Source organism: Rhodoferax sp., assembly GCF_044236835.1.
Lineage (GTDB): Bacteria > Pseudomonadota > Gammaproteobacteria > Burkholderiales > Burkholderiaceae_C > Allorhodoferax.
On the sequence record NZ_JBIIGC010000018.1, the window covers coordinates 35,820 to 60,990 of the forward strand.

Below are 25,171 nucleotides of genomic sequence, written 5' to 3' on the forward strand. Positions count from 1 at the left end.
TTAGAGCAACACGCGGCGGAAGTCGCCCAGAATCTGGCCGAGGTAGACGTTAAAGCGCGCGGCAGCCGCACCGTCGATCACCCGATGGTCCCAGGTCAATGAGAGCGGCAGCATCAACCGGGGCTGGAAGGCCTTGCCGTCCCACACCGGCTCGGTGGTGGAGCGGCACACACCCAAAATAGCCACCTCGGGCGCGTTGATGATGGGCGTGAAGTAGCGCCCGCCGATGCCGCCCAGGCTGGAGATGGTGAAGGTCGCACCCGACATTTCGGCAGGGCTGAGCTTGCCATCGCGGGCCTTTTTGGCGAGTTCGCCCATCTCGGTGGAGATCTGGAAGATGCCTTTTTTGTCGGCATCTTTGATGACCGGCACCATCAAACCGTTGGGGGTGTCGGCGGCAAAACCGATGTGCCAATAGTTCTTGTAAACCAGTGCGTCGCCGTCGAGGCTGCTGTTGAACTCGGGGTACTTCTTGAGCGCTGCCACACAGGCCTTGATCAAAAAGGCCAGCATGGTGACCTTGACGCCGCTCTTTTCATTCTCTTTGTTGGTGGATACGCGAAACGCCTCGAGGTCAGTGATATCGGCGTCGTCGTGGTTGGTAACAGCCGGGATCATGATCGCGTTGCGCAGCAGGTTGGCACCGCTGATCTTCTTGATGCGCGACATCTCTTTGCGCTCGACGGGTCCGAACTTGGCAAAGTCCACCTTGGGCCAAGGAATCAGCCCCAAGCCCGCGCCGTCGTTGTTCGATTGCACTTTGCTTTGCGCCGCAATGGCGGCGGTTTGCACTGCACCGGCCATCACCGAGCGGGTGAAAGCCTGCACATCCGACTCCACAATACGGCCCTTGGGCCCGGTGCCCTTGACTTCGTTAAGTGGCACACCCAGCTCACGCGCGAACTTTCGCACCGAAGGGGACGCGTGCGGCAGCCCCACCGTGCTGGCGCCGGGGACATGGGCGGGCGCGGCCAACGCAGCGGCTGGGGCAGCCGACACAGGTGCTGGCGTTGCAGTTGCAGCGCTGGTTGTAGGCACTGGCGCCGCGCTGACAGAAGCACTCGACGCGCCTGAAGGTGCGCCAGCGGCCGACGTAGACGCCGCGCTGGATGCGCCCTGCAGCACAGCGATCAAGTCACCGATATTGACCTTGTCGCCAACCTTCACCTTGAGTTCTTGCACCACGCCTGCCGCTGAGGACGGAATCTCCATCGACGCCTTGTCGGACTCCACTGTGATCAGACTTTGTTCGAGCTTGACAGAGTCGCCTGCCTTGACCATCAGCTCAATGACGGCCACGTCCTTGAAGTCGCCGATGTCGGGCACGCGCACTTCCACGGGACCGGTGGCCACGGGCGCCGCAGCCGGTGCCGTTGCTGCGCTCGCCTGCGGCGCTGCAGCCACCGCAGGCGCCGGGGCGGCCGAACCTGTAGCAGGCGCCGCCGATGCGGAGGAACCTGCTTGGGCAGCGGCATCCGCCACCTCCAGCAAAAGTACCACCGAACCTTCTTTGACCTTGCCGCCCAAAGCCACTTTGAGTTCCTTCACCACGCCTGCATGCGACGACGGGATTTCCATCGACGCCTTGTCAGATTCCACCGTGATCAGGCTTTGCTCGGCCTTGACGGTGTCACCCGCCTTGACCATCAGCTCAATGACCGCGACTTCATCCAAGTCGCCGATGTCCGGGACCTTTATTTCAACGATTGCCATGTTGTGTGTCTCCGGAACTTATGCGTAGAGCGGATTGATCTTGTCGGCATTGATGCTGTACTTCTCGATGCATTGCGCCACCCTGGCCACCGGCACGACACCGTCTTCGCTCAGCGCCTTGAGTGCGGCCAGCACGATGTAGTGACGATTCACCTCAAAGTGCTCACGCAATTTGCTGCGGAAGTCGCTGCGCCCAAAACCGTCGGTGCCCAACACTTTGTAGGTGCGGCCTTTGGGGATGAAGGGGCGGATCTGCTCCGCATAGGCCTTCATATAGTCGGTCGACGCCACCACTGGTCCGCTGGAAGCGGCCAACTGCTGCCCCACGAACGGTACACGGGGCGTCTCCAGAGGGTGCAACAGGTTCCAGCGATCAGCGTCTTGGCCATCGCGGGTCAGCTCGTTGAAGCTGGGGCAGCTCCACACATCGGCGGCAACACCCCAGTCCTTCTCCAGCAATTCCTGCGCGGCAATGCTTTCGCGCAGGATGGTGCCCGAGCCCAGCAACTGAACGCGTGGCGCCGCTGCAGCCTTGCCTTTGGCAGCGGCCTTGACCCCCTCTTTGCAAAGGTACATGCCCTTGATGATCTGCTCCTCGGTGCCTGCAGTGAGGCCGGGCATGGGGTAGTTTTCGTTGAGCAACGTCAGGTAATAGAAGACGTTGTCTTGCTTTTCCACCATACGCTTCAAGCCATGGTGCAGGATGACGCCCACCTCATGCGCAAACGTGGGGTCGTAGCTGATGCAATTGGGAATGGTGCCTGCCATGATGTGGCTGTGGCCGTCTTCGTGCTGCAAGCCTTCGCCGTTGAGCGTGGTGCGCCCCGAGGTGCCACCCAGCAAGAAGCCGCGCGCCTGCATATCGCCTGCGGCCCACGCCAGATCGCCGATGCGCTGGAAACCAAACATCGAGTAGTACACGTAAAACGGCACCATGATGCGGTTGCTGGTGGAGTAACTGGTCGCTGCCGCAATCCAGCTGCTCATGCCGCCGGCTTCGTTGATGCCTTCTTGCAGAATTTGGCCAGCCACATCTTCCCGGTAGTACATGACCTGGTCTTTGTCGACCGGGGTGTACTGTTGGCCTGCAGGGTTGTAGATGCCGACCTGGCGGAACAAGCCTTCCATGCCGAAAGTGCGCGCTTCGTCCACCAGAATGGGCACCACCCGTGGCCCCAGTGCCTTGTCGCGCAACAGCTGCGTCAGAAAGCGCACATAGGCCTGTGTCGTCGAGATTTCTCGGCCTTCCGCTGTGGGCTCAATCACTGCCTTGAATGTGTCGAGCGAGGGCACAGTAAAGCTCTCGTCGGCTTGGGTGCGACGGTGCGGCAAATAACCACCCAAGGCCTTGCGACGTTCGTGCAAATACTTGATCTCGGGCGTGTCGTCGGCGGGTTTGTAGAACGGCACGTTGGGCAAATCGCTGTCCGGTACCGGGATGTTGAAGCGATCCCGAAATGCCTTGATGTCTTCGTCGGTGAGCTTCTTGGTCTGGTGCACCGTGTTCTTGCCTTCACCCGACTTGCCCATGCCAAAGCCCTTGACGGTCTTGATCAGCAGCACAGTGGGTTCGTTTTTGTGGTGTACCGCAGCGTGGAACGCGGCGTACACCTTGCGCGAATCGTGACCACCCCGGCGCAGCTCAAAAATGGCTTCGTCGCTCATCTTCGCCACCATCTCGGCCGTACGCGGGTCCTTGCCGAAGAAATGCTTGCGCACATAGGCGCCGTCGTTGGCCTTCATGGCCTGGTAGTCGCCATCGACCGTGTCCATCATCAGCTTGCGCAAGGCGCCTTCCTTGTCGCGGGCCAGCAGCGGGTCCCAGCCCGAGCCCCACAGCAGCTTGATCACGTTCCAGCCTGAACCGCGGAACTCGCCTTCCAGCTCCTGAATGATTTTGCCGTTGCCGCGCACCGGGCCGTCCAGGCGCTGCAGGTTGCAGTTGATGACAAACACCAGGTTGTCCAGCTTTTCGCGTGCGGCCAAGCCAATCGCGCCCAGTGACTCCACCTCGTCCATCTCGCCGTCGCCGCAAAACACCCAGACCTTGCGGTTCTCGGTGTTGGCGATGCCGCGGGCGTGGAGGTACTTCAAAAAGCGCGCCTGGTAGATCGCCATCAAGGGCCCCAGACCCATCGAGACGGTGGGGAACTGCCAGAACTCTGGCATCAGCTTCGGGTGCGGGTAGCTGGAGAGCCCCTTGCCATCCACCTCTTGGCGAAAGTTGAGCAGTTGCTCTTCGGTCAAACGGCCTTCCAAGAAGGCACGGGCATAGACCCCTGGGGAGACGTGGCCTTGGATATAGAGGCAGTCACCTCCGTGCTCTTTGCCGGGCTCGTTGCTCTCTGCATGCCAAAAATGGTTGAAACCAGCACCAAACAGGCTGGCCAAAGAGGCAAATGACCCAATGTGGCCGCCCAGGTCGCCACCGTCAGCGGGGTTGTGGCGGTTGGCCTTGACCACCATCGCCATGGCGTTCCAACGCATGTAGGCGCGCAGCCGCTCTTCAATCTCCAAGTTGCCCGGTGAAGCCTCCTCCTGATCGGGCTCGATGGTGTTGACATAGCCTGTGTTCGCGGAGAAAGGCATGTCAATGCTGTTTTGCCGCGCATGTTCTAGCAGCTGCTCCAGCAAAAAGTGGGCGCGCTCGGGGCCTTCGGCTTCAATCACCGCGGACAGCGCGTCCATCCACTCGCGGGTTTCCTGGCTGTCTTGGTCGGCGGCGCCGCTTGCGCCCTGGGGTACTGCTGACATGGGGTCTCCTAGTTGCTTTTTGTCGACGTAATTTATTACGCGGGCAGGAGTTTCCCACAATTTATTTCTTATTTCAACCTATGCATTTTCATTTCATAATAAGAAATTCAACAGCATGCGACAGTACATGCACTCCCCTACACTCGCCTCGTGCCACCTCCCCCTCAACCACATCTGACTGGCCTGCGCGCGAGGCCCAGCGCCTCGCCCGCCATACGCTGGTGGCGCCGGCTCACTCCCCATCGGCAAGACCGGGTGGCCATGCTGGCGCCATTACTGGCTGTGGCCTTGTTCTTTGCCGCCATCGTCACCGCGCTGGTTTACCTGCACGTCGAAGAAGTTGCACGCGAACAAGAAGCTGTGCAGCGTGATGTTGAATACACACAGCAGCGCTTGCGCCTGCGGCTACTGGAGAGCCAAGAGCAGCTCGCTTCAGTGGCGCGAGAGACATCCAACCGCGAACTCGACACCGACGACTTTCGCGCCCGCGCCATGGCCTTGCTCGACCAGTACCCCGAAATGCAAGGGCTAGCCTGGATAGACGAGCGCCGACGCGTCAAAGTGGCGTCGGGCACCTTGAATACGCTTTCGCCCCCGCCACGCCAAGACATTCGACCGTCGGAAACGCAGGACGACTTCGCCGCCTTCTCGCAAGCGCGCGATATGAACCAACCAGCCTACCTGCTGCGCGCAGACAGCTTCGAGGATGTCCCGATGATGCGCATCTACGTCCCACTGACCGAGCGCAACCGGTTTGCCGGCGCTGTACTAGCCGAAGTGTCAGTGGACGCCCTGTACCGCCACGGAGTGCCCAATGAGGTGTCTGCTCGCTACGCGATCTCCTTGCTGGGCGAACAAGGCCGTGTTCTGGCTGGCATTGCGATCCCCAATAAGCCCGGCACCGCATGGCAAATGCCCTGGATACAGCGCACCGGCAGCTACACCATGCCGGTATCCCCTTTGGGCACTGGGCTGTCGATCCGCGGACAACCCTATCGGGCGTCTTTGGGACTGGTGGGCAGCGGGCTGTTTTGGTTGGTGAGCGCATTGAGCGCGATGACGGGCTGGATGCTGATCGCCAACTGGCGCCATACCCGGCGGCGGGTGCAAGCGCAGCAGGCACTGGTATCGGAGACCAACTTCCGCCGCGCCATGGAGAACTCCATGCTCACCGGCATGCGCGCGATGGACCTGACCGGTCGCATTACCTACGTCAATCCCGCGTTTTGCCAGATGACGGGTTGGAGCGAGGCCGAGTTGGTGGGGCGCAGCGCGCCCTTTCCCTACTGGCCTGAGAACGACCACGAGTTACTGATGTCGCGATTGCAGGATGAACTTGCCGGCAAACACGCACCGGGTGGCTTTCAGGTTCGGGTCAAGCGGCGCGACAACAGCATGTTCGATGCACGGCTGTATGTATCACCGCTGGTCGACGCGATGGGGCACCAGACCGGTTGGGTCACCTCCATGACGGACATCACCGAGCCCAACCGGGTGCGCGAACAACTGTCTGCGTCGCACCAACGATTTACGACCGTGCTCGAAGCGCTGGATGCGTCCATCTCGGTGGCGCCTTTAGGCGGGGATGAACTGCTGTTTGCCAACAAGCTGTACCGCCATTGGTTTGGCACCCAAGCCGATGGCCATTTGCGACTGGTGGCCCAGGCCGGCGTGCCCGCCAACCCGACCAGTGACGAGTCGCTTGACACCGTGGACTCCTTTGCCGGCCTGCCCACCGACGCGCTGGCCGACACCGAGACCGAGAGCGGCGAAGTGTTTGAGAGCGCGCTAGGCAAATGGCTGGAGGTACGCACCCGCTACCTGAGCTGGGTGGACGGCCGACTTGCGCAGATGGTGATTGCGACCGACATCAGCAGCCGCCGGCTGGCCGAGGAACAAGCCGCCACACAGGCAGAGCGCGCACAAAACGCCAGCCGCCTCATCACCATGGGCGAAATGGCCTCCAGCGTGGCACACGAACTCAATCAGCCACTGACCGCGATCAATAACTATTGCAACGGCATGGTCTCGCGAATCAAAGAGCACCAGATCAGCGAACCCGAGCTACTTGGCGCATTGGAAAAAACCGCACACCAGGCCCAGCGTGCCGGACAGATCATTCAGCGCATACGCTCGTTTGTGAAACGTAGCGAGCCCAACCGCAGCCCCTCCGACGTGAATCTCATTGTGGCCGAGGCCATCGAGCTGGCCGAGATCGAGCTGCGCAGGCGCAATGTGCGATTGAACCACTACATCGCGGCGCGCCTGCCGATGGTGATGGTGGATCCGATTTTGATCGAGCAGGTCTTGGTCAATCTGTTGCGCAACGCCGCCGAGTCCATCGACCTGGCGCAGCGGCCCACTTCGCAGCGTCTGGTCGAACTTCGGGTGGTGCCCAAGCAGATGGAAACCGGTGCGGTGCTGGAGTTCTCGGTGCAGGACAACGGCAACGGACTGGCACCCGAAGTGCTGGCGCGTTTGTACGAGGCGTTCTACTCCACGAAGGCCGACGGCATGGGTATTGGTCTGAGTTTGTGCCGTTCGATTGTCGAATCGCACCTAGGCAGAATGAACGGGGAGAACATCTACAATGGCGCCCACATCGCGGGGTGTCGCTTCTCCTTTTGGCTGCCACTGGCCGAGGCGCCTGACCCCGCCGCACGAACCACTGCCACGAGCTTGCCAACATCTGGATAACCCAATGAGCCTGATCCCGAAAAAAGGAACCGTCTATGTGGTCGATGACGACGAGGCTGTGCGGGATTCGCTGCAATGGTTGCTCGAAGGCAAGGGATACCGCGTGCGTTGCTTCGATTCGGCCGAGTCTTTCCTAAGTCGCTACGACGCGCGCGAAGTGGCCTGCCTGATTGTCGACATCCGCATGGGCGGCATGAACGGCATGGAGCTCCAAAACCGCCTGATCGAAAGCCGCTCACCCCTGCCCGTCGTCTTCATCACCGGCCACGGGGACGTGCCTATGGCGGTGGACACCATGAAAAAAGGCGCGATGGATTTCATCCTCAAACCCTTCAACGAAGGCCAGCTGGTGGGCCTGGTCGAGCGCATGCTGGACCACGCCAAGGATTCGTTTGCCGACTACCAACTGGCAGCCAACCGCGACGCGCTTTTGTCCAAGCTCACGCTGCGCGAGTCCCAGGTGCTGGAGCGCATCGTTGCAGGCCGACTGAACAAGCAAATCGCCGACGATCTGGGCATCAGCATCAAAACGGTCGAAGCCCACCGCGCCAACATCATGGAAAAACTCAGCGCCAACACCGTGGCAGACTTACTCAAAATCGCCCTTGGGCAGAATGCCCCCAAGGCCTGAATCCCCTCTGAACATCCTGCGTCCGACCCCTCGGGGCTGCGGGCGCTTTTTTGACTTCAAACGCCCATGACCCTGCCCACCACCGCCCAACGCATCGACGGCAATGCCCTCTCCTCCCAACTGCGCGGGGACATCGCCCGCCGCACTGCTGCCCTGCGTGCGCGCGGCTTGATACCGGGTTTGGCCGTGGTCCTGGTGGGTGACAACCCGGCCTCGCATGTCTACGTGCGCAACAAGGTCAAGGCCTGCGCCGAAGCGGGCATGCACTCGGTGCTGGAGCAGTACCCCGCCAGCATGTCGCAGGCCGATTTGCTGGCCCGCATCGACGCCCTCAACCGCGACCCCCAGATCCACGGCATCCTGGTGCAACTGCCGCTGCCCCCGCAGATCGACGCCAACTTGGTGATCGAGGCCATTTCGCCGACCAAAGACGTAGACGGCTTCCATGTCGCAAGTGCCGGCGCATTGATGGTGGGTCGGCCGGGCTTTTGGCCCTGCACCCCCTACGGCTGCATGAAGATGCTCGACTCCATTGGCTATTCACTGCGCGGCAAACATGCGGTGGTCATCGGACGCAGCAACATCGTAGGCAAGCCCATGGCGCTGATGCTGCTGCAACAAAACGCCACGGTGACCGTCTGCCACAGCGGCACCGCCAACCTGAAGTCCCATACCTTGCAGGCCGATGTGATCGTGGCCGCAGTGGGCAAGCGCAATGTGCTCACCGCCGACATGGTCAAACCTGGCGCGGTGGTGATCGACGTCGGCATGAACCGCAACGACGCGGGCAAGCTCTGTGGCGATGTGGACTTTGACGGCGTGAGCCAAGTGGCTGGCTACATCACCCCGGTGCCCGGCGGCGTGGGCCCGATGACCATCACCATGCTGCTGGTCAACACCCTCGAAGCCGCAGAACGCGTGGCCGCCGAATGAACCCCCTGCTGCAACCCGACGGCCTGCCGCTGTTCGACCAGATTCGCCCGGAGCATGTCGGCCCGGCCATCGACACCTTGCTGACGGCCGCCGATGCCGCCCTCGAGGCGGTCACGCGCCCCGAATATCCAGCGAAGTGGTCGGCCATTGCCGCCACCTTGGATGTCGCCACCGAGCGACTCGGCGCGGCCTGGGGCGCGGTGAACCACCTCAACGCCGTGGCCGACACGCCCGAGCTGCGCGCCGCCTACAACGCGGCCCTGCCCAAGGTCACTGAGTTTTGGACGCGCCTGGGCGCCGACGAGCGCCTCTATACCAAGTACCGCGCCATCGACACCGCCAGCCTCAACCCCGAGCAACAGCAGGCCCACAAGAACGCGCTGCGCAACTTTGTGCTCGGCGGCGCCGACCTGGTGGGTCCGGCCAAAGAGCGCTTTGCGCAGATCCAGGAGCAACAAGCCGCCTTGGGTCAGAAGTTCAGTGAAAACGCACTCGATGCCACCGACGCATTTGCCTACTACGCCAGCGCCGACATGCTCGAAGGCGTACCGGCCGACGTGCAGCAAACCGCGCGCGAAGCTGCCCAAGCGCAAGGCCGCGAGGGCTACAAACTCACGCTGAAAATGCCCTGCTACTTGCCAGTCATGCAGTTCGCACGCTCCAGCGCCTTGCGCGAAGTTTTGTACCGCGCCTACGTCACGCGGGCGTCCGACCAGCCCAGCGCCAGCGGACCCAACTTGGACAACACCCAAACCATCCACACCATCTTGGCCTTGCGCCTGGAAGAGGCACAGCTGCTGGGCTATCCCCACTTTGGCGCACTGTCATTGGTGCCCAAAATGGCCGACTCGCCCGAGACGGTGGTCACGTTCCTGCGCGACCTGGCCCGCAAAGCGCGACCTTTCGCCGAACAAGACCTCGCCGACCTGCGCCAGTTCGCCAAAGATCGCTTGAATTTGCAGGATCCGCAGCCCTGGGACTGGCCCTATGTAGGCGAACGGCTCAAAGAAGAGCGCTACGCCTTCAGCGAGCAAGAGGTCAAGCAGTACTTCACACTGCCCAAGGTGTTGGCCGGCTTGTTCAAGATTGTCGAAACCCTGTTCGACGTAGAGATCCGCATCGACAGCGCACCGGTATGGCATCCGGGCGTGACCTTCTACCGCATCGAGCGGCGCACTGCGCAGGGCCCGCAACTGGTGGGCCAGTTCTACCTGGACCCGGCCGCCCGCGCAGGCAAGCGCGGCGGCGCCTGGATGGACGATGTGCGTGGGCGCTGGTTGCGTCCTGACACGGGCCAACTGCAAACCCCGGTGGCGCATTTGGTCTGCAATTTCGCCGACGGCGTCGATGGCAAACCGGCGCTGCTCACCCACGACGATGTCACCACCCTGTTCCACGAGTTTGGCCATGGCCTGCACCACCTGCTGACCCAGGTCAACGAGCGTGACGTATCAGGCATTAGCGGTGTGGAGTGGGATGCAGTCGAGCTGCCCAGCCAGTTCATGGAAAACTTCTGCTGGGAGTGGAATGTGCTGCGCCACATGACCTCGCATGTAGAGACCGGTGAGCCACTGCCCCGGGCTCTGTTCGACAAAATGCTGGCGGCGAAGAACTACCAAAGCGGTCTGCAGACCTTGCGCCAAATTGAGTTCGCGCTGTTTGACATGCTGTTGCACACCGAGCATGTGCCCACTGCCGACTTCACCTCGCTGCTGCAAGAAGTGCGGGACGAGGTGGCGGTCATCGCATCGCCCACGTGGAGCCGCACCGCGCACACCTTCAGCCACATTTTTGCTGGCGGCTATGCCGCTGGCTACTACAGCTACAAATGGGCCGAAGTGCTGAGCGCAGACGCCTACGCCGCACTGGAAGAAACTGCTGCTCCCGACGGCACCCACAGCAAAGACACCGGGCAGCGCTACCTGCGCTGCATTCTTGAGGCCGGCGGCAGCCGCCCCGCGATGGAGTCCTTCCAGGCGTTTCGGGGCCGCGCACCGGATCTCGCGGCGTTACTTCGGCACCAAGGAATGGCAACCTAGGTCTTACACTGCCACGCAACCGAGGAACAGCCATGCCCGATTCCAAGATTGCTATGTCGGTCGCCGCAATAGCGCTTTGTCTGTGTGCCGGATTGCAGGCGCAGACGATTTACCGCATCGTGGGGCCAGACGGAAAAGTAACCTTCACCGACAAGCCGCCCAGCTCCCCTGAGCAAGGCACAGTGGCGTCCCTGGGTGTGGGCGCGGCTGCCACCGCCACCAACGCCAGCCTGCCCTTTGAGCTGCGCAGCGTGGCATCCAAGTTCCCCGTCACGTTTTACAGCACGGCCGACTGCCAACCCTGCGGCGCAGGACGCGGCTTGCTCACCGCGCGCGGCATACCGTTTACCGAAAAAACCGTTTCCAGCCCCGAAGACATCGCGGCGCTGCAGCGCCTGAGCGGCCAAACCGCCCTGCCCTTCCTGACCATCGGTGGGCAGAAAATTTCGGGCTTTTCCAGTGAAGAATGGAGCCAGACCCTGGACGCCGCTGGCTACCCCGCAGTCTCACAGCTGCCACCGAGCTACCGGCAGGCCATGCCCACGCCGCTGGTCGGTCTGCAAAGGCCCACTCCTACCCCAGAGGTCAGGCCTGCCAGCCCCACAAGCCCCTTACCGGACAGCACGTCCGCCGGCAACCCAGCCGGCATCAAGTTCTAGCGCCTCTCAATCGAAGTGCAATTCCCGCACCCCCGAGGCGGTGCCAAGCAAGCACACCTGCGCACGCTGGTGGGCAAACACGCCCGCGGTCACCACGCCCGGCCACTGGCTCACCATGGTCTCAAATGCCAAGGGCTGCGTGATCTTGAGGCCAGACACATCCAGAATCCACTGCCCGTTGTCGGTAACCAAGGGCGCGCCGGCATGCTGGCGCACGCCCGCCTGCCCGCCCAAACTGGCGAACTGAGCGCCCAGTCGGCGCGCTGCCATGGGAATGATTTCCACCGGCAGCGGGAACGCGCCCAGTGTGGCCACCAGTTTGGACTCGTCAGCGATGCAAACAAAACGGTCAGCAAGCGCAGCAACAATTTTCTCGCGAGTGAGGGCCGCACCCCCGCCTTTGACCATGCAGCCCTGGCCGTCAATCTCGTCGGCACCGTCGATGTACACCGACAGGCGGTCCACCGCGTTGGCGTCCAGTACGGTGATGCCCACCGCCCGCAGCCGTTCGGTGCTTGCCTCGGAACTCGACACCGCACCAGCGATCTGGTCTTTCATGCTGGCCAAGGCGTCGATGAACTTGTTCACGGTGGAGCCCGTGCCCACGCCCACGATCTCGCCGGGCACCACATAGCGCAGCGCAGCGCGCCCCACCAGGGCTTTGAGTTCGTCCTGGGTCCAGCGCTGCGGCATCGCTCCGCCTGATGCGCCCTCGGGCAGTTCGCCGCTGGCATTGGCGGGTTGCTCAGCGCGGTGCGCGGAAGAGTCGGGTTGGGATGGCATGGGGGAGAATCGCAGGAGTTAAAAATGACCGCAGGAATTATCCATGCCCCTTGTTCCCTACGGCCTGGCCCGTCCCTTTTTGTTTGGCCTGGACCCGGAACAGGCCCATGACCTGACCTTGGCGGCGCTGGCAGCCAGCCAAGGCAACCCCTTGCAACTCGCCTACCGCGCAACGCGGGTCGACGATCCGATCACCGTGGCCGGGCTGCGTTTCCCCAACCGGGTCGGCCTGGCTGCAGGTTTGGACAAAAACGCGCGTTGCATTGACGCCTTGGGCGCCATGGGTTTTGGATTTATCGAGGTGGGCACCGTCACACCACTGCCGCAAAGCGGCAACCCCAAGCCCCGCATGTTTCGTCTGCAAGAGGCCAATGCACTCATCAACCGGCTGGGCTTTAACAACCAAGGGCTGGCGGCTTTCGTGGCCAATGTTCAGCGCTCCGCTCTGCGCAGAAGCAAACACCCCAGTGTGCTGCTGGGGCTGAACATTGGCAAGAACGCGGCCACTCCGATGGAGCGGGCCACCGAGGACTACCTGCAGTGCCTGAGTGGCGTCTACCCGCATGCGGACTACATCACCGTCAACATCAGCAGCCCCAACACCAAGAATCTGCGCAGCCTGCAAACCGATGCGGCGCTGGATGGGCTGCTGGCAGCCATCGATACCCACAGCGCCGCGCTGGCCCAGCAGCACGGGCAACGCAAGCCGGTGTTCCTCAAGATTGCGCCCGACCTGGACGCCACGCAAATCGCGCTGGTGGCGGCCACGCTGCAGCGCTACGGTTGCGACGCACAAGGACGACCCACCCAAGCCTGGGGCGTGATCGCCACCAACACCACGGTTGCGCGCGATGCGGTGCAAGGCTTGGCGCATGCGCAAGAAGCTGGCGGCCTCTCGGGCGCGCCGGTGCTGGAGCTGAGCAACCGGGTCATCACCCAGCTGCGCCAGGCGCTCGGAGCGGACTTCCCCATCATCGGTGTGGGCGGCATCCTGAGCGCCGCCGACGCGGTATCCAAAATCGAGGCCGGTGCCGACATCGTACAAATCTACACTGGGCTGATTTACCGTGGGCCACGCTTGGTGGGCGAGTCAGCGCGTGCGATCCGCGCGCTGCGCCGTTGAGTAACGCAGCGACGCCAAAGACAGCCGACGCCTCTACTGCAGCTCCAGCGTACCGGTTGCTGCTGACAGCGCCAGCCGCTTGCCAGCAGGCACCGTCAAAAACGCGCGGGCGTCTGCAGCGGGCAGACCAAACACCAGGCTGGTGGGGCCATTGGCGTTGCTGCCGTAGCCATAGCCACGGGTTTCGGTCAGCAAGGTGTATTGCAGCTCGGTGGTGCTGGCGTCGCTGCAGGTGAGCGAGACCGATCCCGACGGTGTTGCGGTGTGGCGCATGCTGCCAGCGCAACGCAGCGCCACATTGGACCCCAATAGCACCCGGCCGGTGCGGTCTGGAATCAGCACCACCTCGCCCGAGATCAAACTGCCGTTGATGATGGCGTAGGCCGGCACCTTGGTAGAAACCAGACCCAAGGCTGTGTCGTTGACCTTGGCACATGCGCCAAGCGACACCACAAGGACAGCCAAGGCCAGTCGTCCCAAAGTGCGGGCGCAGCTTCGAAAAAACATGGCAATCCTCCGGGGCAGTGGCGATGTCAAAAGAGCAACGGGTGAGCTGGCATCTTACCGGGCCGCCTGCCTCAGCACGTTGCTCGGGTTTCCACCTAGCCGGAAATTCTGGCTATGCTGATGCTTATGCACTACACCCAAGCCATCTGCCGCGTGCCCTCCGATACCTGCGCACAAGGCCTGAGCACCGCGTCGCTTGGCAGCCCCGATCCCGAGCGCACGCGCACCCAATTCGACGCCTATGTGCGCACCCTCCTGGGACTGGGGCTCACCGTGACCCTGCTGCCCGCCCAGAGCGCTTTCCCGGACAGTCACTTCGTCGAAGACACCGCAGTGGTCGGCCCCGAGTTCGCGCTGCTTACCCACCCCGGGGCACCTTCTCGCCGTGGGGAGACAGCGACCATCGCGCCAGTGCTTGCGCGGTTTCGCACCGTGACAGAAATGGGTGCCGGCGCCCACATGGATGGTGGCGACGTGCTGATGGTGCACAAGCGATTTTTTGTTGGCCTGACAGGCCGCACCAATGAAGCCGGCGCACGCGCGCTGGCCCAGTTGGTCGAAACCTTTGGCTACTCGGTACAGACGATCGGGGTCAGCGACGGGCTGCACTTGAAATCACTGGTCAACTACGTCGGCCGCAACACGCTGGTGCTCAATGAAGCGATGGCACGGCACCCAGCACTGCAAGACTTCGAGCACATTGTGGTGGCACAAGAAGAAGAGTACGCGGGCAACACCCTGTGGATCAACGACACCCTGCTGACCCCCAGAGGCTTTCCCGACACGTTGGCGCAGCTGCAGCGCATTGGCCTGCCGATCATTACCCTGGACACCGACGAAATTCGCAAGATGGACGGCGGCCTGACCTGCCTGTCACTGCGCTTTTGAATGTTTGAGCTAGCGAACCTCCACCGTGCGCGCCGGCCAATCGGCTGCGCAACAGAGTTCGCCTGCAAGCTATCGCGCCCTGGGATGCCACAGCATCCGGGCGAGATCAAGGTCTTAGGCTCTGCTGAGCCTTGGGCCCTGTCCCGCGGCAAGCCACACAGCTCTTGGGCACGGTTCGCCGCGCCGCAGGGCCTGGGTGGCTTAGTTGTTGTCCAACTCTCAGGAGAAAAAATGAAATCGAATCGTTTCAAGTCAGTTCTTGGTTTGGCCGCGCTTGCATGCAGCGCACAGATGGCCCTGGCCGCAGACCTCAGAGTCAGCATTTCGGCGGAACCCTATCCACCGTTCTTCGAGAAGCAGGCCGACGGCAAGTGGAAAGGTTTTGAGATCGACCTGGCCAACAAGGTGTGTGCGGAAATGAAGGCCAATTGCAAGATTGGTGAGGTCGCCTGGGATGGGCTGATTCCGGCACTCCAAAGCAAAAAAATCGACGTGATCTTTTCGTCCATGTCGATCACGCCAGAACGCGAAAAAGTCATTGCCTTCAGCATCCCCTACTACTTTACCGAGGCTGAGTTCGTCGCTGCAAAAGGCTTCAAGGCGCCCACCACACCGGCTGGTCTGAAGGGCAAGATTCTGGGCGTGCAGTCCTCTACCACCCATGCGGATTTCGCAAAGAAGTACTACGCCAAGGACACCAGGGTCAAGTACTACAACACCCAGGACGAACTCAATGCCGACATGATCGCCGGACGGGTCGACATCATGCTGCTTGACGCTCTGCCAGCGGTCGACTTTTTGGCCACCAAACCCGCCGCCAACCTAGAGAGCAAAGGCTATGCACCCAAAGACCCGTTGTTTGGTCCAGGGGTGGGTGCTGGGGTGCGCAAGGAAGACAAAGAACTCAAGCAAAAGCTCGACGCTGCGATCAAAAAGCTCTATGCCAATGGCGAGTTCGATGCGCTACAAAAGCGCTACTTCAAGACCGACATCAAAGCCAAGTAAGCACCACCCGTTTGGCCACACCCCGATGAGGACGCTGCATGCACTGGGTTGACCAGTTTTTGCAAACGGTGGTGCTGCAGTGGGGCCCGGTGCTGTTGCAAGGCGCCGTGGTCACGCTGCAGATTTCGCTGGGTGCCTTTGCAATGGGTCTGGTCATCGGGCTCTTGGTAGCCATAGCCAAACTCAGCGGCGTGCGCGCCTTGGTGTTGGGGGCCAATGTCTACATCACCGTGTGTCGCGCAGTGCCAGAGCTGCTGCTGATCTTGCTGCTGTTTTACGCGGGCAGCGATCTGGTCAATGCACTCATGGATTGGCTGGGGCGCGAACCCGTGGAAATCAACGGTTTCATCTCGGGCATGGTGGTGCTGGGCATTGTGCAAGGTGCGTACGCGTCCGAAATCATTCGGGGCGCGATTTTGGCCATTCCACCGGGGCATTTCGAGGCCGCACGGGCGTTTGGTTGCAGTCAATCCATGATCGTTCGACGTATCTTGGTGCCAGCCATGATGCCATTCGCCCTGGCCGGTCTGTCCAATTTGTGGATGACCTTGCTCAAGGACAGCGCGCTGATCAGTGTGGTGGGCTATAACGAGTTGCTGTTTACCGCCAAGCAGGCTGCCGGCTCAACCAAGATGTATTTGCTGTTCTATCTGTCGGTTGGCGCGATGTACCTGGCCATCACCTTGCTGTCCAACCGGGTGGTGGCGCATGTCGAAGGCCGCTTTCGCCGCTGGATGCCTTCGCTTTAGCGGTACCCGGAGCATCCCATGGACTTTGAATGGCTTAGTACCTACCAGTCGTACTTTTTGCCGGCGCTGCAAACCACGCTGGCGCTGTTGCTGTACTCCGGCGTGTTGGGCTTTGCCTTGGCGATTGCGGTGGGCTTTGCACGCGTGTCCACGAACCCGCTCATCGCATTGCCCAGCCTGGCATTCACCAACACGATACGGGGCACCCCGCTGCTGGTGCAGATCTATGTTTTGTACTACGGGCTGGGCATGTTGTTTGCCGAGTACCCGGCGGTGCGCGACAGCTTCTTGTGGGAGTACCTGCGCGATGGATTCTGGTACGTCGTGCTGGCGCTGGCCGTTAGCGTGGGCGCCTATGTGGGCGAGGTCATCCGGGGTGGTCTGCGTGGGGTTCCTAAGGGCGAACTGGAAGCCGCCAGTGCGCTGGGCATGCCCTGGGGCCTGATGGTTCGGCGTATCTGGCTGCCGCGCGCTTTGCAAATCCTGCTGCCATCGTTGGCAGGTGAAACCGTGCTGCTGCTCAAGAGCACCGCGCTGGCCTCCACGGTGGCGGTGATGGATGTGCTGGGCGCTGCCAACTTTGTACGTACCCAGACCCTACGCACCTACGAACCCTTGCTGGTGACGGCTGCGCTGTACCTGGTGCTGGCGCTGCTGATCGAGTGGGGTTTTCGCCGCATCGGACGCAGGCTGCCCACCCACCGCCCACTTTGAAACCCTTTGTCCCATGCATTACTCCCACCTAGTCACACGCATCGCCGGCGACGCAGTAGACGCCTGGCACATCCACTTTGAGGCACAAGCAGCCCAGCAGCGCGGTGAGGATGTGATTGTCTTGAGCGTGGGCGACCCCGACTTCGCCACCCCCGAGTGCATCACCGAAGCAGCAGTCCAGGCCCTGCGCTCAGGCGACACGCACTACACCCCGATTCCCGGGCGCGACGCGCTGCGCCAGGCCATCGCCAAGCACCACGAAGACCGCAGCGGCCAAGCCGTTGCGCTGGAGCAGGTGATCGTCACCAGCGGCGCCCAGAACGCGCTCTTCAGCGCCGCAATGTGCCTGTGTGAAGCCGGCGACGAGGTGCTGGTGCCCGAGCCCATGTACCTCACCTACGCCGCCTGCATCCGCGCCAGCGGCGCCAGCCTGGTGCCGGTGCCGGTCGATGCAGAGCGCGACTTTGCGCTCGATCCGCAGGCGCTTGCGGCCGCCATCACGCCGCGCACCCGGGCCATTTTTCTGGCCACCCCGTGCAACCCCACGGGTGTGGTCATGCCACTGGAGTGCCTGCAACAGATTGCCGCGCTGGCCATCGCGCACGACCTGTGGGTGGTGTCTGACGAGGTCTATGCCGACCTCACCTTTGAGCAGGCCCACACCAGCATCGCAGCGCTGCCCGGCATGGCACAGCGCACGGTGACGGTTGGCAGCCTGTCCAAATCACACGCCATGGCGGGTTGGCGCTTGGGCTGGGCGATTGGGCCCGAGACCTTGATCGGGCACATGTCCAACTTGGTCCTGTGCATGCTGTACGGCATGCCCGGATTTGTGCAGCAAGCCGCGCTGGAGGCGCTGGCACAGGCCCACACGGTGGTGCCGCAGATGCGTGACGAGTACCGCCGCCGACGCGACCTGGCCTACGGTTTGCTCTCCAAGGTGGAAGGATTGCAGTGCCGGCTGCCGCAAGCGGGCATGTTCATGCTGATCGACATTCGGGGCACCGGCTTGTCGGCCCACGAATTTGCTTGGGGCTTGTTCCAGCAAACCGGCGTCTCGGTGCTGGACGCGCAGGCGTTTGGCTCGACGGCCAAGGGTTTTGTGCGCCTGGGCTTTGTCGTTGATGTGGCGCGCTTGACCGATGCCTGCACACGCATTGCCGCCTACGTTCTGGGACTGCGGCAAGCACCCCGCATATTGGCAACCGCGCCACAGGGCACACCATGAACGCACAACCTCAAACCCTGAGTGGGCAACTGATTGATCTGCTGCTTGGCTATGGGGTCGACACGGTGTTCGGCATTGCCGGGGTGCACACGGTGGAGCTGTACCGTGGCCTGGCCGAGCGGCGCATGCGGCATGTGACGGCGCGCCACGAGCAAAGCCTGGGTTTTATGGCCGATGGCTATGCGCGTGTGACCGGTCGGCCCGGTGTGTGCTTTGTGATCACTGGCCCCGGTCTAACCAACATCCTGACCGCCATGGCCCAGGCCTACGCCGACTCGGTACCGATGCTGGTGGTCTCCGGTGTCAATCCGGCTGGGCGCATGGACTCGGGTGATGGGTACTTGCATGAGTTGCCGCACCAGCAGGCGATGACCACACACGTCTGCGCCTTCAGCCACACCATTCAGCATCCAGCCGAGTTGCCCCAGGTGCTGGCCCGCGCATTTGCAGTCTTTGATGCTGCCCGACCCAGGCCGGTGCACATCGAGATTCCGTTGCACCTGATGGCTGCCCCGGCGGAGTCGCTCCAGCGCAAGGCACCTGCCCGACTTCAGTCAGGTCCTGCCGCACACTCCGCTATCTGCGCGGCCGCCTCCGCGCTGGCGTCGGCCCAACAGCCGCTGATGCTGGTGGGCGGTGGCGCGGTGCATGCGGGCGCGGATGTCGCGGCGCTGGCCGAGCGACTGGACGCACCGGTGGTCATGACCATCAACGCCCGCGGGCTGCTGGCACCCGACCACCCATTGGGGGTGTCGGCAAGCCCGTCGTTTGCTGCGGTGCGTTCGCTGGTGGCACAGAGCGACGTGGTGCTGGCGGTTGGCACCGAGCTGGGACCGACCGACTACAACAGCTACGAACGCGAACCCTTCCAACTCCCCGGCAGGCTGATGCGCATAGAGATCGATGCGCAGCACATGGTGCGTAACCACCCGCCTGATATTGCGCTGTTGGGAGACGCCAAAGCCAGCGTGTCCGCACTGTCGCAGGAGCTTGGCTCCGCAAACCCGCAATCCATGCAAGCGGTGCCACCATCAGCAAGACTGCACCCAGAACCTGCGCCGCTTACCCGGGGCGCCCAGCGCGCCCACGCCACCCGCGTGGCGGGGTACCAGGAACTGGCGCCGAGCATGCGCGCCGACCTCGACTTCTTGCATGCCCTGCGCGATGCGCTGCCGAACGCGCGCTTTGTGGGCGACTCCACCCGCTTGGTGTATGCGGGCAACATGGGTTTTGCGGCCCTGCAAGCCCGCACTTGGTTCAACGCGTCGGTAGGCTTTGGTGCGCTGGGTTATGGCATGCCCGCTGCAATTGGCGCTGCGCTGGGTGAACCCGAACGCTGCGTCGTGTGTCTGGCCGGGGATGGCGGCTTTCAATTCACACTGGCCGAGATGGGAACTGCGGTGGAAGTGGGCGCAAAGCTGACGGTGGTGCTGCTCAACAACCAAGGCTACGGAGAAATCAAGTCGGCGATGCAGGCCGCCGGTGTCACGCCCCTTGGCGTGGACTTGCACACGCCGGACTTTGTCGCTGCCGCCCTGGCCTATGGCTGGCAGGCACGCCGCTTCATCTGGCCGACACACCTTGGAGCCCAGACTGCGACAGCCCACACGACACCAGCCAGCGCACCAGCCGACGCACTGAACGACGCCACCCTCCCACCCCAAGCAAGTCCGCTGCACCAACTTGCAGGCGAGATCGCCATGGCCGTGCGGCAGGCCAGCGCGCCGCTGCTGATTGAGCTAATGGCCTCAACCTCTGCACCCACCTTCCAACCCTAAGCCACCATGGACATCAACCCCCTCCTGCAAGCCCTGCATGTCTCGCCCTCCGCCTACCAAACAGGAACACTGGCGAGCCACAGTCCCATCGATGGCAGCGTGATCGGCCGGGTCCATGCTGCCAGCCCGGCAGACGCGCAAGCGGCCGTGGCACGCGCGCAGGTCGCATTTTTGCGTTGGCGCAATGTGCCTGCACCCCAGCGCGGCGAACTGGTGCGTCTGCTAGGCCAGGTGCTGCGCGAGCACAAAGACGCGCTGGGTCGCCTGGTCTCGCTGGAGGTGGGCAAAGTCCACTCCGAGGGCCTGGGTGAAGTGCAGGAAATGATCGACATCTGCGACTTCGCGGTGGGGCTCTCGCGCCAGCTGCATGGGCTGACCATGGCCAGCGAGCGCCCAGGCCACCGCATGATGGAGACCTGGCATCCGCTGGGCGTGGTGGGGGTGATTACCGCGTTCAACTTCCCGGTGGCGGTGTGGTCTTGGAACACGGCCCTGGCGCTGGTGTGTGGCAATGCGGTGGTCTGGAAGCCCAGCGAGAAAGCGTCCTTGTGCGCGCTGGCAGTGCAGGCTTTGCTGGAGCAGGCCTGCCAGCGGTTTGGCCAACCTGCCCTCACCGAGAACCTGTGCCAGGTACTGCCCGGCTTGGCGGATGTCGGCCAAGCCTTGGCGGCGCATCCCCAAGTCGCCTTGGTGAGCGCCACCGGCAGCACCCGCATGGGCCGCGCTGTGGCGCAACAGGTGGCGGCGCGCTTTGGGCGCAGCCTGCTCGAGCTGGGCGGCAACAACGCGATGGTGATTGCACCCAGCGCCGACCTCGACATGGCGGTGCGCGCGGTCGCATTTGCCGCAGCAGGCACAGCGGGCCAACGCTGCACTACGGCGCGCCGGCTGATCGTGCACCACAGCATCCACGCGCAGGTCATGGCCCGCCTTGAAAAAGCGTACGCCAGTTTCGTCATTGGCCGCCCCGATGCCGCAGGCACGCTGCTGGGACCGCTCATTGACCGCGCTGCTTTTGAGGCCATGCAGGCGGCGCTGCAACAGGCGCAAAGCGAGGGCGGCGTCGTGGTGGGGGGCCAGCGTGTTTTGCAGTCGGAGTATCCCGATGCCTACTATGTGCAGGCGGCCTTGGTGGACATGCCGGGCCAAACCGCAGTGGTGCAACAAGAGACCTTTGCGCCGATTCTGTACGTGCTGCAGTACGACACGCTGGAGCAGGCCATTGCGCTCAACAACGCGGTGCCCCAAGGTCTATCCAGCGCCATCTTCACCCTCAACCTGCGCGAGGCCGAAGCCTTTATCGCCGCCAGCGGCTCGGACTGCGGCATTGCCAATGTCAACATTGGTACCTCGGGCGCAGAAATCGGCGGTGCGTTTGGTGGCGAAAAGGAAACCGGCGGTGGCCGCGAATCCGGCTCCGACGCTTGGCGCGCCTACATGCGCCGCGCCACGAACACCATCAACTACTCCGCCGCGCTGCCCTTGGCGCAAGGCGTGCAGTTTGACTTTTGAGCACCGCCATGACCCAACGCGATCCCCGCTTTGATATCTTGTTTGAACCGGTACGCATTGGCCCGGTCACCACCAAAAACCGCTTCTACCAAGTGCCCCACTGCAACGGCATGGGCCACGGCAAGCCCGCCGCACTGGCCGCCATGCGCGGCGTCAAGGCCGAGGGCGGCTGGGGCGTGGTGTGCACCGAAGAGATCGAGATCAGCCCTTTTTCGGAGATCGCGCCGCACTTTGAAGGCCGCCTGTGGGACGAGCGCGACATCCCTGCCCTGCGCCTGATGACCGACGCCTGCCACGCACACGGCGCACTGGCCGGTGCCGAGCTGTTCTTCAACGGCTACGCCACCCCCAACCGCTACAGCCGCGAGATTCCCATGGCGCCCTCGCACATTCCGGTCAAGGCCTTGGACCCCATCCAGGCCCGCACCATGGACAAGACCGACATCAAAAACGTGCGCCGCTGGCACCGCACCGCAGCCCTGCGCGCCCGCGACGCTGGCTTCGACCTCATTTACGTGTACGCTGGACACGACCTGGGCATGCCTATGCACTTCATCTCGCGGCGTACCAACCGCCGCACCGACGAATACGGCGGCAGCCTGGAAAACCGGGTGCGCTTTCTGCGCGAACTCATCGAAGACACCAAGGACGCGGTGGGCGACCGCTGCGGCGTGGTGGTGCGTCTGGCGGTAGACCAGCTGCTGGGGCCGCTGGGCATCACCGCCGAAAACGAGGGCCGTGACGTGATCGCCATGCTGGCCGAACTGCCCGACCTGTGGGACGTGAACATTGCCGACTGGTCTAACGACAGCCAAACCGCCCGCTTCTCGCAAGAGGGCTACCAAGAGCCCTACATCCGCTTTGTTAAATCGGTCACCACCAAACCGGTGGTCGGCGTGGGCCGCTACACCTCGCCCGACGCCATGGTGTCGGCTATTCGGCGCGGCGTGATGGACCTGATTGGTGCTGCCCGCCCTTCGATTGCAGACCCCTTCCTGCCACAGAAGGTGGAGCAAGGCCGCTTCGACGACATCCGCGAGTGCATAGGCTGCAACATCTGCGTTACCGGCGACAACCTGTGCGTACCCATCCGCTGCACCCAAAACCCGACCATGGGCGAAGAGTGGCGCAAGGGCTGGCACCCCGAGCGCATCGCACCGGCGCAATCGCAGGACACGGTGCTCGTCGTGGGCGCTGGTCCGGCCGGCTTGGAACTGGCACGCGCGCTGGGGCAGCGCGGTTACACCGTGGCCCTGGCCGAAGCCGGTCAACGTGTGGGTGGCCGCCTGCTGCACGAGGCTTCGCTGCCAGGGTTGTCGAGCTGGATGCGGGTGGCGGACCACCGCATGCTGGCGCTGCAAAAAATGCCGCAGGTGCAGATCTACCTCAACAGCCGTCTGGACGCCGAGCAGGTGCTTGCGTTCGGCTTTGCGCGCGTGTTCGTGGCCACCGGCGCCACCTGGCGCAACGACGGCCTGGGTCGCCAGCACCGCGAGCCGCTGCCGGGCACCAGCTCCGCGGCGGTGATGGCCCGGGTGCTCACGCCGGACACCGTGTTTGCCGGAGCCACCCTGCAGTCGCCCGTGGTGGTGTACGACGACGACCACTACACCATGGGCGGCGCCTTGGCCGAGCGCCTGCGCCGCCAGGGCCACGAGGTGCACCTGGTCACACCGGCGGTCAAGGTCTCTGAGTTCACCGACATGACGATGGAGCAGCACCGCGTCCAATCGGGCCTGCTCAAGCTGGGCGTGCAGGTGCACACCCAAACCGAAATCGCCGCCCTTGCCGTCCACGGCGATGGGCTGCAAGTGCAACTGCGCGACACCTACAGCGAAGCCGTCACCAGCCTGGCCTGCGGAAGTTTGGTGCTGGTCACCATGCGCGACCCCAGCGACGGCCTATACACCGATCTGCTCGCGCGCCAGGATGCATGGCAGGCCGCTGGCATCCGCTCGGTGCAGGCGGTGGGCGATGCGTGGGCGCCAGGCACGGTGGCGGCTGCTGTCTACGCCGGGCACAGCGCCGCCCGCGCGCTGGATGCAGCCCCAGCCGACCCCGACGCGGTGCCATTTCGGCGCGAGCGCATCGCCTTGGTGCCAGACGCCTAGCCCCTGCCCCTGCCCCTGCCCCTGCCCCTGCCCCTGCCCCTGCCCCTGCCCCTGCCCCTGCCCCTGCCCCTGCCCCTGCCCCTGCCCCTGCCCCTGCCCCTGCCCCTGCCCCTGCCCCTGCCCCCCGCTACATAGCCCAGATGCGTGGCAGCGTAGCGGGCAGCGCCCACAGCGTCTGGCGCCAGGCCGACCACACTTGGCGCAGGCAGGTCATCGCCTCTTCGCTGTGCGGTGCCAACAGGCGCAGCACCAAGACATGCCGGTTCACCGCGCTCACGCCAGCGACGCCGCGCAGCGGGCTGTCCTGCAGCAGCGCGCGGGCCTGGGCCAGTGCATCGTCGCTGCGCTGGCGCTCCAGGGGGCTGCCGCTGAGAAAAAACAAAGCGCCTACACAGGCGCGCCCCGCCAGACCCAAGGGGCTGTGCAGCAAGCGGGCGTCGTCAGCGCGGATGGTGCCGCGCTCCAGCCAGTGCCCGGGCATCTCGATGTGTTGCGAAAAGCGACCCGCCACAAACGCCTGCTGCGCGTGCGGCAGGCCCAGGCAGCTCAAGTCCCAGCCCATCATCTCGGCGCCGGGCTCCAGGTGCATGACCAAGGTGTTTTCAGCCTCGCAGCCGCTGTAGAGCAAGGTTTCCAGGGGCAACCACTCCATGCGCGCTCCGGCTGCCAGTCGCACAGTGGTGTGCTGCACCGCGCTAGCCCCTTCTGAGCGGTAAAACCGCGTGGCGCCCGGCGTGGTGACCAAGCCGTGGGCGCCAGAGGCCACCGACAGCGCCATCTGCAAGGTGTCGCCCCCCACCAGCCCACCCGGCGGATGCACCAGCACGTTGTGGCAGGTGGCGTCGCCCTCGGGGTACAGGCTTTTGAGTACCCGCAAGGGGCCCTCGTGCGCATAGCGCGCCACGGTGCGCCCCGCCTCCAAGGCGTAGTCCAGATTCAGGGTGGCGCGCCAGGTCATGGTTGCTCCCGGCGGTAACGGCAATCGGCCCATTTGTGCATGGGCGTATTGGACACCAGCCACAGCGCGCCTCGGCAAGCAAAACCGCGTATCCAGTTCAGCGCCCATGTTTGGTCAACTCGATAACCCTTCTGCGACAGCAATGTCACGCCGAGCGAATGGAGCCCGCGCATCGGCTCATCTTCAAAGTTGTAAGCAAGGCTCAAAAAGGAAAACCATCACCAAAGCTATTTGACGAAACGCCAAGTTCCACTAGAGGGGTTGACCTGCCCCCAATCCCCGTACCAATCTAAATTCCAGAAGTCCGTGGTTTGCAAGGTTAACTGAACTGCGTATCTGTCTTGCTCTTGGGAACTGCATCGCCAGTTAACTGGCGATGCAGTGCGGCA

The 25,171-nt window shown here is 63.2% G+C and carries 20 protein-coding genes; 14 read left to right on the forward strand and 6 right to left on the reverse strand.

Going from position 1 to position 25,171, the window contains the following annotated elements:
- Positions 1 to 1,713, reverse strand: a complete 1,713-nt coding sequence (gene aceF, locus ACILRC_RS12430; RefSeq protein ID WP_395669688.1) for a dihydrolipoyllysine-residue acetyltransferase — start codon at positions 1,711 to 1,713, stop codon at positions 1 to 3.
- Between the two features lie 18 nt (positions 1,714 to 1,731).
- Complete coding sequence (aceE, locus tag ACILRC_RS12435; protein WP_395669689.1) at positions 1,732 to 4,467, reverse strand: pyruvate dehydrogenase (acetyl-transferring), homodimeric type; 2,736 nt, start codon at positions 4,465 to 4,467, stop codon at positions 1,732 to 1,734.
- Between the two features lie 261 nt (positions 4,468 to 4,728).
- On the opposite strand from aceE, the gene ACILRC_RS12440 reads away from it, so the two are divergent.
- From ACILRC_RS12440 to ACILRC_RS12460, 5 genes are all read left to right on the forward strand, one after another.
- Positions 4,729 to 7,164, forward strand: a complete 2,436-nt coding sequence (locus ACILRC_RS12440; RefSeq protein WP_395669690.1) for a PAS domain S-box protein — start codon at positions 4,729 to 4,731, stop codon at positions 7,162 to 7,164.
- A gap of 4 nt (positions 7,165 to 7,168) precedes the next feature.
- The gene (locus ACILRC_RS12445) at positions 7,169 to 7,795 is read left to right on the forward strand and encodes a response regulator transcription factor (RefSeq protein ID WP_395669691.1); all 627 of its coding nucleotides are present in this window, start codon (positions 7,169 to 7,171) and stop codon (positions 7,793 to 7,795) included.
- A 66-nt stretch (positions 7,796 to 7,861) separates the two neighbouring features.
- A complete protein-coding gene (folD, locus tag ACILRC_RS12450; protein ID WP_395669692.1) occupies positions 7,862 to 8,728 on the forward strand; it encodes a bifunctional methylenetetrahydrofolate dehydrogenase/methenyltetrahydrofolate cyclohydrolase FolD in 867 nt (288 codons plus the stop codon).
- Complete coding sequence (locus ACILRC_RS12455; protein ID WP_395669693.1) at positions 8,725 to 10,767, forward strand: M3 family metallopeptidase; 2,043 nt, start codon at positions 8,725 to 8,727, stop codon at positions 10,765 to 10,767. The genes folD and ACILRC_RS12455 overlap by 4 nt, the downstream gene beginning before the upstream one ends.
- A gap of 32 nt (positions 10,768 to 10,799) precedes the next feature.
- The gene (locus tag ACILRC_RS12460) at positions 10,800 to 11,426 is read left to right on the forward strand and encodes a DUF4124 domain-containing protein (RefSeq protein ID WP_395669694.1); all 627 of its coding nucleotides are present in this window, start codon (positions 10,800 to 10,802) and stop codon (positions 11,424 to 11,426) included.
- 6 nt (positions 11,427 to 11,432) lie between these two features.
- Here ACILRC_RS12460 and rpiA read toward each other — a convergent pair whose 3' ends face one another.
- Positions 11,433 to 12,119, reverse strand: a complete 687-nt coding sequence (gene rpiA / locus ACILRC_RS12465; RefSeq protein ID WP_395669707.1) for a ribose-5-phosphate isomerase RpiA — start codon at positions 12,117 to 12,119, stop codon at positions 11,433 to 11,435.
- A gap of 133 nt (positions 12,120 to 12,252) precedes the next feature.
- Here rpiA and ACILRC_RS12470 point away from each other — a divergent pair, with 133 nt between their 5' ends.
- Positions 12,253 to 13,332, forward strand: a complete 1,080-nt coding sequence (locus ACILRC_RS12470) for a quinone-dependent dihydroorotate dehydrogenase (protein WP_395669695.1) — start codon at positions 12,253 to 12,255, stop codon at positions 13,330 to 13,332.
- Between the two features lie 33 nt (positions 13,333 to 13,365).
- On the opposite strand, the gene ACILRC_RS12475 is transcribed toward ACILRC_RS12470, so the two are convergent.
- A complete protein-coding gene (locus tag ACILRC_RS12475) occupies positions 13,366 to 13,839 on the reverse strand; it encodes a hypothetical protein (protein WP_395669696.1) in 474 nt (157 codons plus the stop codon).
- A 126-nt stretch (positions 13,840 to 13,965) separates the two neighbouring features.
- On the opposite strand from ACILRC_RS12475, the gene ACILRC_RS12480 reads away from it, so the two are divergent.
- The 8 genes from ACILRC_RS12480 (at position 13,966) to ACILRC_RS12515 (ending at position 23,824) form a co-directional block, all read left to right on the forward strand.
- Entirely contained in the window at positions 13,966 to 14,727 is a 762-nt protein-coding gene (locus ACILRC_RS12480) for an amidinotransferase (protein ID WP_395669697.1), read from the forward strand.
- A gap of 231 nt (positions 14,728 to 14,958) precedes the next feature.
- A complete protein-coding gene (locus ACILRC_RS12485) occupies positions 14,959 to 15,732 on the forward strand; it encodes a transporter substrate-binding domain-containing protein (protein ID WP_395669698.1) in 774 nt (257 codons plus the stop codon).
- A gap of 38 nt (positions 15,733 to 15,770) precedes the next feature.
- Positions 15,771 to 16,481, forward strand: coding sequence for an ABC transporter permease (locus ACILRC_RS12490; protein ID WP_395669699.1), 711 nt, complete (start codon positions 15,771 to 15,773; stop codon positions 16,479 to 16,481).
- An 18-nt stretch (positions 16,482 to 16,499) separates the two neighbouring features.
- On the forward strand, positions 16,500 to 17,195 hold the full coding sequence (locus ACILRC_RS12495) for an ABC transporter permease (RefSeq protein ID WP_395669700.1): 696 nt from the start codon (positions 16,500 to 16,502) through the stop codon (positions 17,193 to 17,195).
- 13 nt (positions 17,196 to 17,208) lie between these two features.
- Positions 17,209 to 18,423 carry a pyridoxal phosphate-dependent aminotransferase gene (locus ACILRC_RS12500; RefSeq protein WP_395669701.1) on the forward strand — a complete coding sequence of 405 codons (1,215 nt, stop codon included), beginning with the start codon at positions 17,209 to 17,211 and terminating at the stop codon, positions 18,421 to 18,423.
- Positions 18,420 to 20,201: a 5-guanidino-2-oxopentanoate decarboxylase gene (locus tag ACILRC_RS12505; protein WP_395669702.1), complete on the forward strand. Its 1,782-nt coding sequence runs from the start codon at positions 18,420 to 18,422 to the stop codon at positions 20,199 to 20,201. The genes ACILRC_RS12500 and ACILRC_RS12505 overlap by 4 nt, the downstream gene beginning before the upstream one ends.
- Positions 20,202 to 20,207: 6 nt before the next feature.
- Positions 20,208 to 21,713, forward strand: a complete 1,506-nt coding sequence (locus tag ACILRC_RS12510; RefSeq protein ID WP_395669703.1) for an aldehyde dehydrogenase family protein — start codon at positions 20,208 to 20,210, stop codon at positions 21,711 to 21,713.
- Between the two features lie 8 nt (positions 21,714 to 21,721).
- Complete coding sequence (locus ACILRC_RS12515; RefSeq protein ID WP_395669704.1) at positions 21,722 to 23,824, forward strand: FAD-dependent oxidoreductase; 2,103 nt, start codon at positions 21,722 to 21,724, stop codon at positions 23,822 to 23,824.
- A 127-nt stretch (positions 23,825 to 23,951) separates the two neighbouring features.
- Here the strand turns inward: ACILRC_RS12515 and ACILRC_RS12520 are convergent, their stop codons facing one another.
- Together ACILRC_RS12520 and ACILRC_RS12525 are read right to left on the reverse strand one after the other, a co-directional pair.
- Positions 23,952 to 24,782, reverse strand: a complete 831-nt coding sequence (locus ACILRC_RS12520) for an urease accessory protein UreD (protein ID WP_395669705.1) — start codon at positions 24,780 to 24,782, stop codon at positions 23,952 to 23,954.
- Positions 24,779 to 24,988, reverse strand: a complete 210-nt coding sequence (locus ACILRC_RS12525) for a hypothetical protein (protein ID WP_395669706.1) — start codon at positions 24,986 to 24,988, stop codon at positions 24,779 to 24,781. The genes ACILRC_RS12520 and ACILRC_RS12525 overlap by 4 nt, the downstream gene beginning before the upstream one ends.
- Positions 24,989 to 25,171 lie beyond the last annotated feature (183 nt).

Coding starts and splice junctions, on each gene's coding strand:
- aceF (WP_395669688.1), bottom strand. CDS start 1,713: ATGGCAATCGTTGAAATAAAGGTCCCGGACATCGGCGACTTGGATGAA.
- aceE (WP_395669689.1), bottom strand. CDS start 4,467: ATGTCAGCAGTACCCCAGGGCGCAAGCGGCGCCGCCGACCAAGACAGC.
- ACILRC_RS12440 (WP_395669690.1), top strand. CDS start 4,729: ATGCTGGCGCCATTACTGGCTGTGGCCTTGTTCTTTGCCGCCATCGTC.
- ACILRC_RS12445 (WP_395669691.1), top strand. CDS start 7,169: ATGAGCCTGATCCCGAAAAAAGGAACCGTCTATGTGGTCGATGACGAC.
- folD (WP_395669692.1), top strand. CDS start 7,862: ATGACCCTGCCCACCACCGCCCAACGCATCGACGGCAATGCCCTCTCC.
- ACILRC_RS12455 (WP_395669693.1), top strand. CDS start 8,725: ATGAACCCCCTGCTGCAACCCGACGGCCTGCCGCTGTTCGACCAGATT.
- ACILRC_RS12460 (WP_395669694.1), top strand. CDS start 10,800: ATGCCCGATTCCAAGATTGCTATGTCGGTCGCCGCAATAGCGCTTTGT.
- rpiA (WP_395669707.1), bottom strand. CDS start 12,119: ATGCCGCAGCGCTGGACCCAGGACGAACTCAAAGCCCTGGTGGGGCGC.
- ACILRC_RS12470 (WP_395669695.1), top strand. CDS start 12,253: ATGCCCCTTGTTCCCTACGGCCTGGCCCGTCCCTTTTTGTTTGGCCTG.
- ACILRC_RS12475 (WP_395669696.1), bottom strand. CDS start 13,839: ATGTTTTTTCGAAGCTGCGCCCGCACTTTGGGACGACTGGCCTTGGCT.
- ACILRC_RS12480 (WP_395669697.1), top strand. CDS start 13,966: ATGCACTACACCCAAGCCATCTGCCGCGTGCCCTCCGATACCTGCGCA.
- ACILRC_RS12485 (WP_395669698.1), top strand. CDS start 14,959: ATGAAATCGAATCGTTTCAAGTCAGTTCTTGGTTTGGCCGCGCTTGCA.
- ACILRC_RS12490 (WP_395669699.1), top strand. CDS start 15,771: ATGCACTGGGTTGACCAGTTTTTGCAAACGGTGGTGCTGCAGTGGGGC.
- ACILRC_RS12495 (WP_395669700.1), top strand. CDS start 16,500: ATGGACTTTGAATGGCTTAGTACCTACCAGTCGTACTTTTTGCCGGCG.
- ACILRC_RS12500 (WP_395669701.1), top strand. CDS start 17,209: ATGCATTACTCCCACCTAGTCACACGCATCGCCGGCGACGCAGTAGAC.
- ACILRC_RS12505 (WP_395669702.1), top strand. CDS start 18,420: ATGAACGCACAACCTCAAACCCTGAGTGGGCAACTGATTGATCTGCTG.
- ACILRC_RS12510 (WP_395669703.1), top strand. CDS start 20,208: ATGGACATCAACCCCCTCCTGCAAGCCCTGCATGTCTCGCCCTCCGCC.
- ACILRC_RS12515 (WP_395669704.1), top strand. CDS start 21,722: ATGACCCAACGCGATCCCCGCTTTGATATCTTGTTTGAACCGGTACGC.
- ACILRC_RS12520 (WP_395669705.1), bottom strand. CDS start 24,782: ATGACCTGGCGCGCCACCCTGAATCTGGACTACGCCTTGGAGGCGGGG.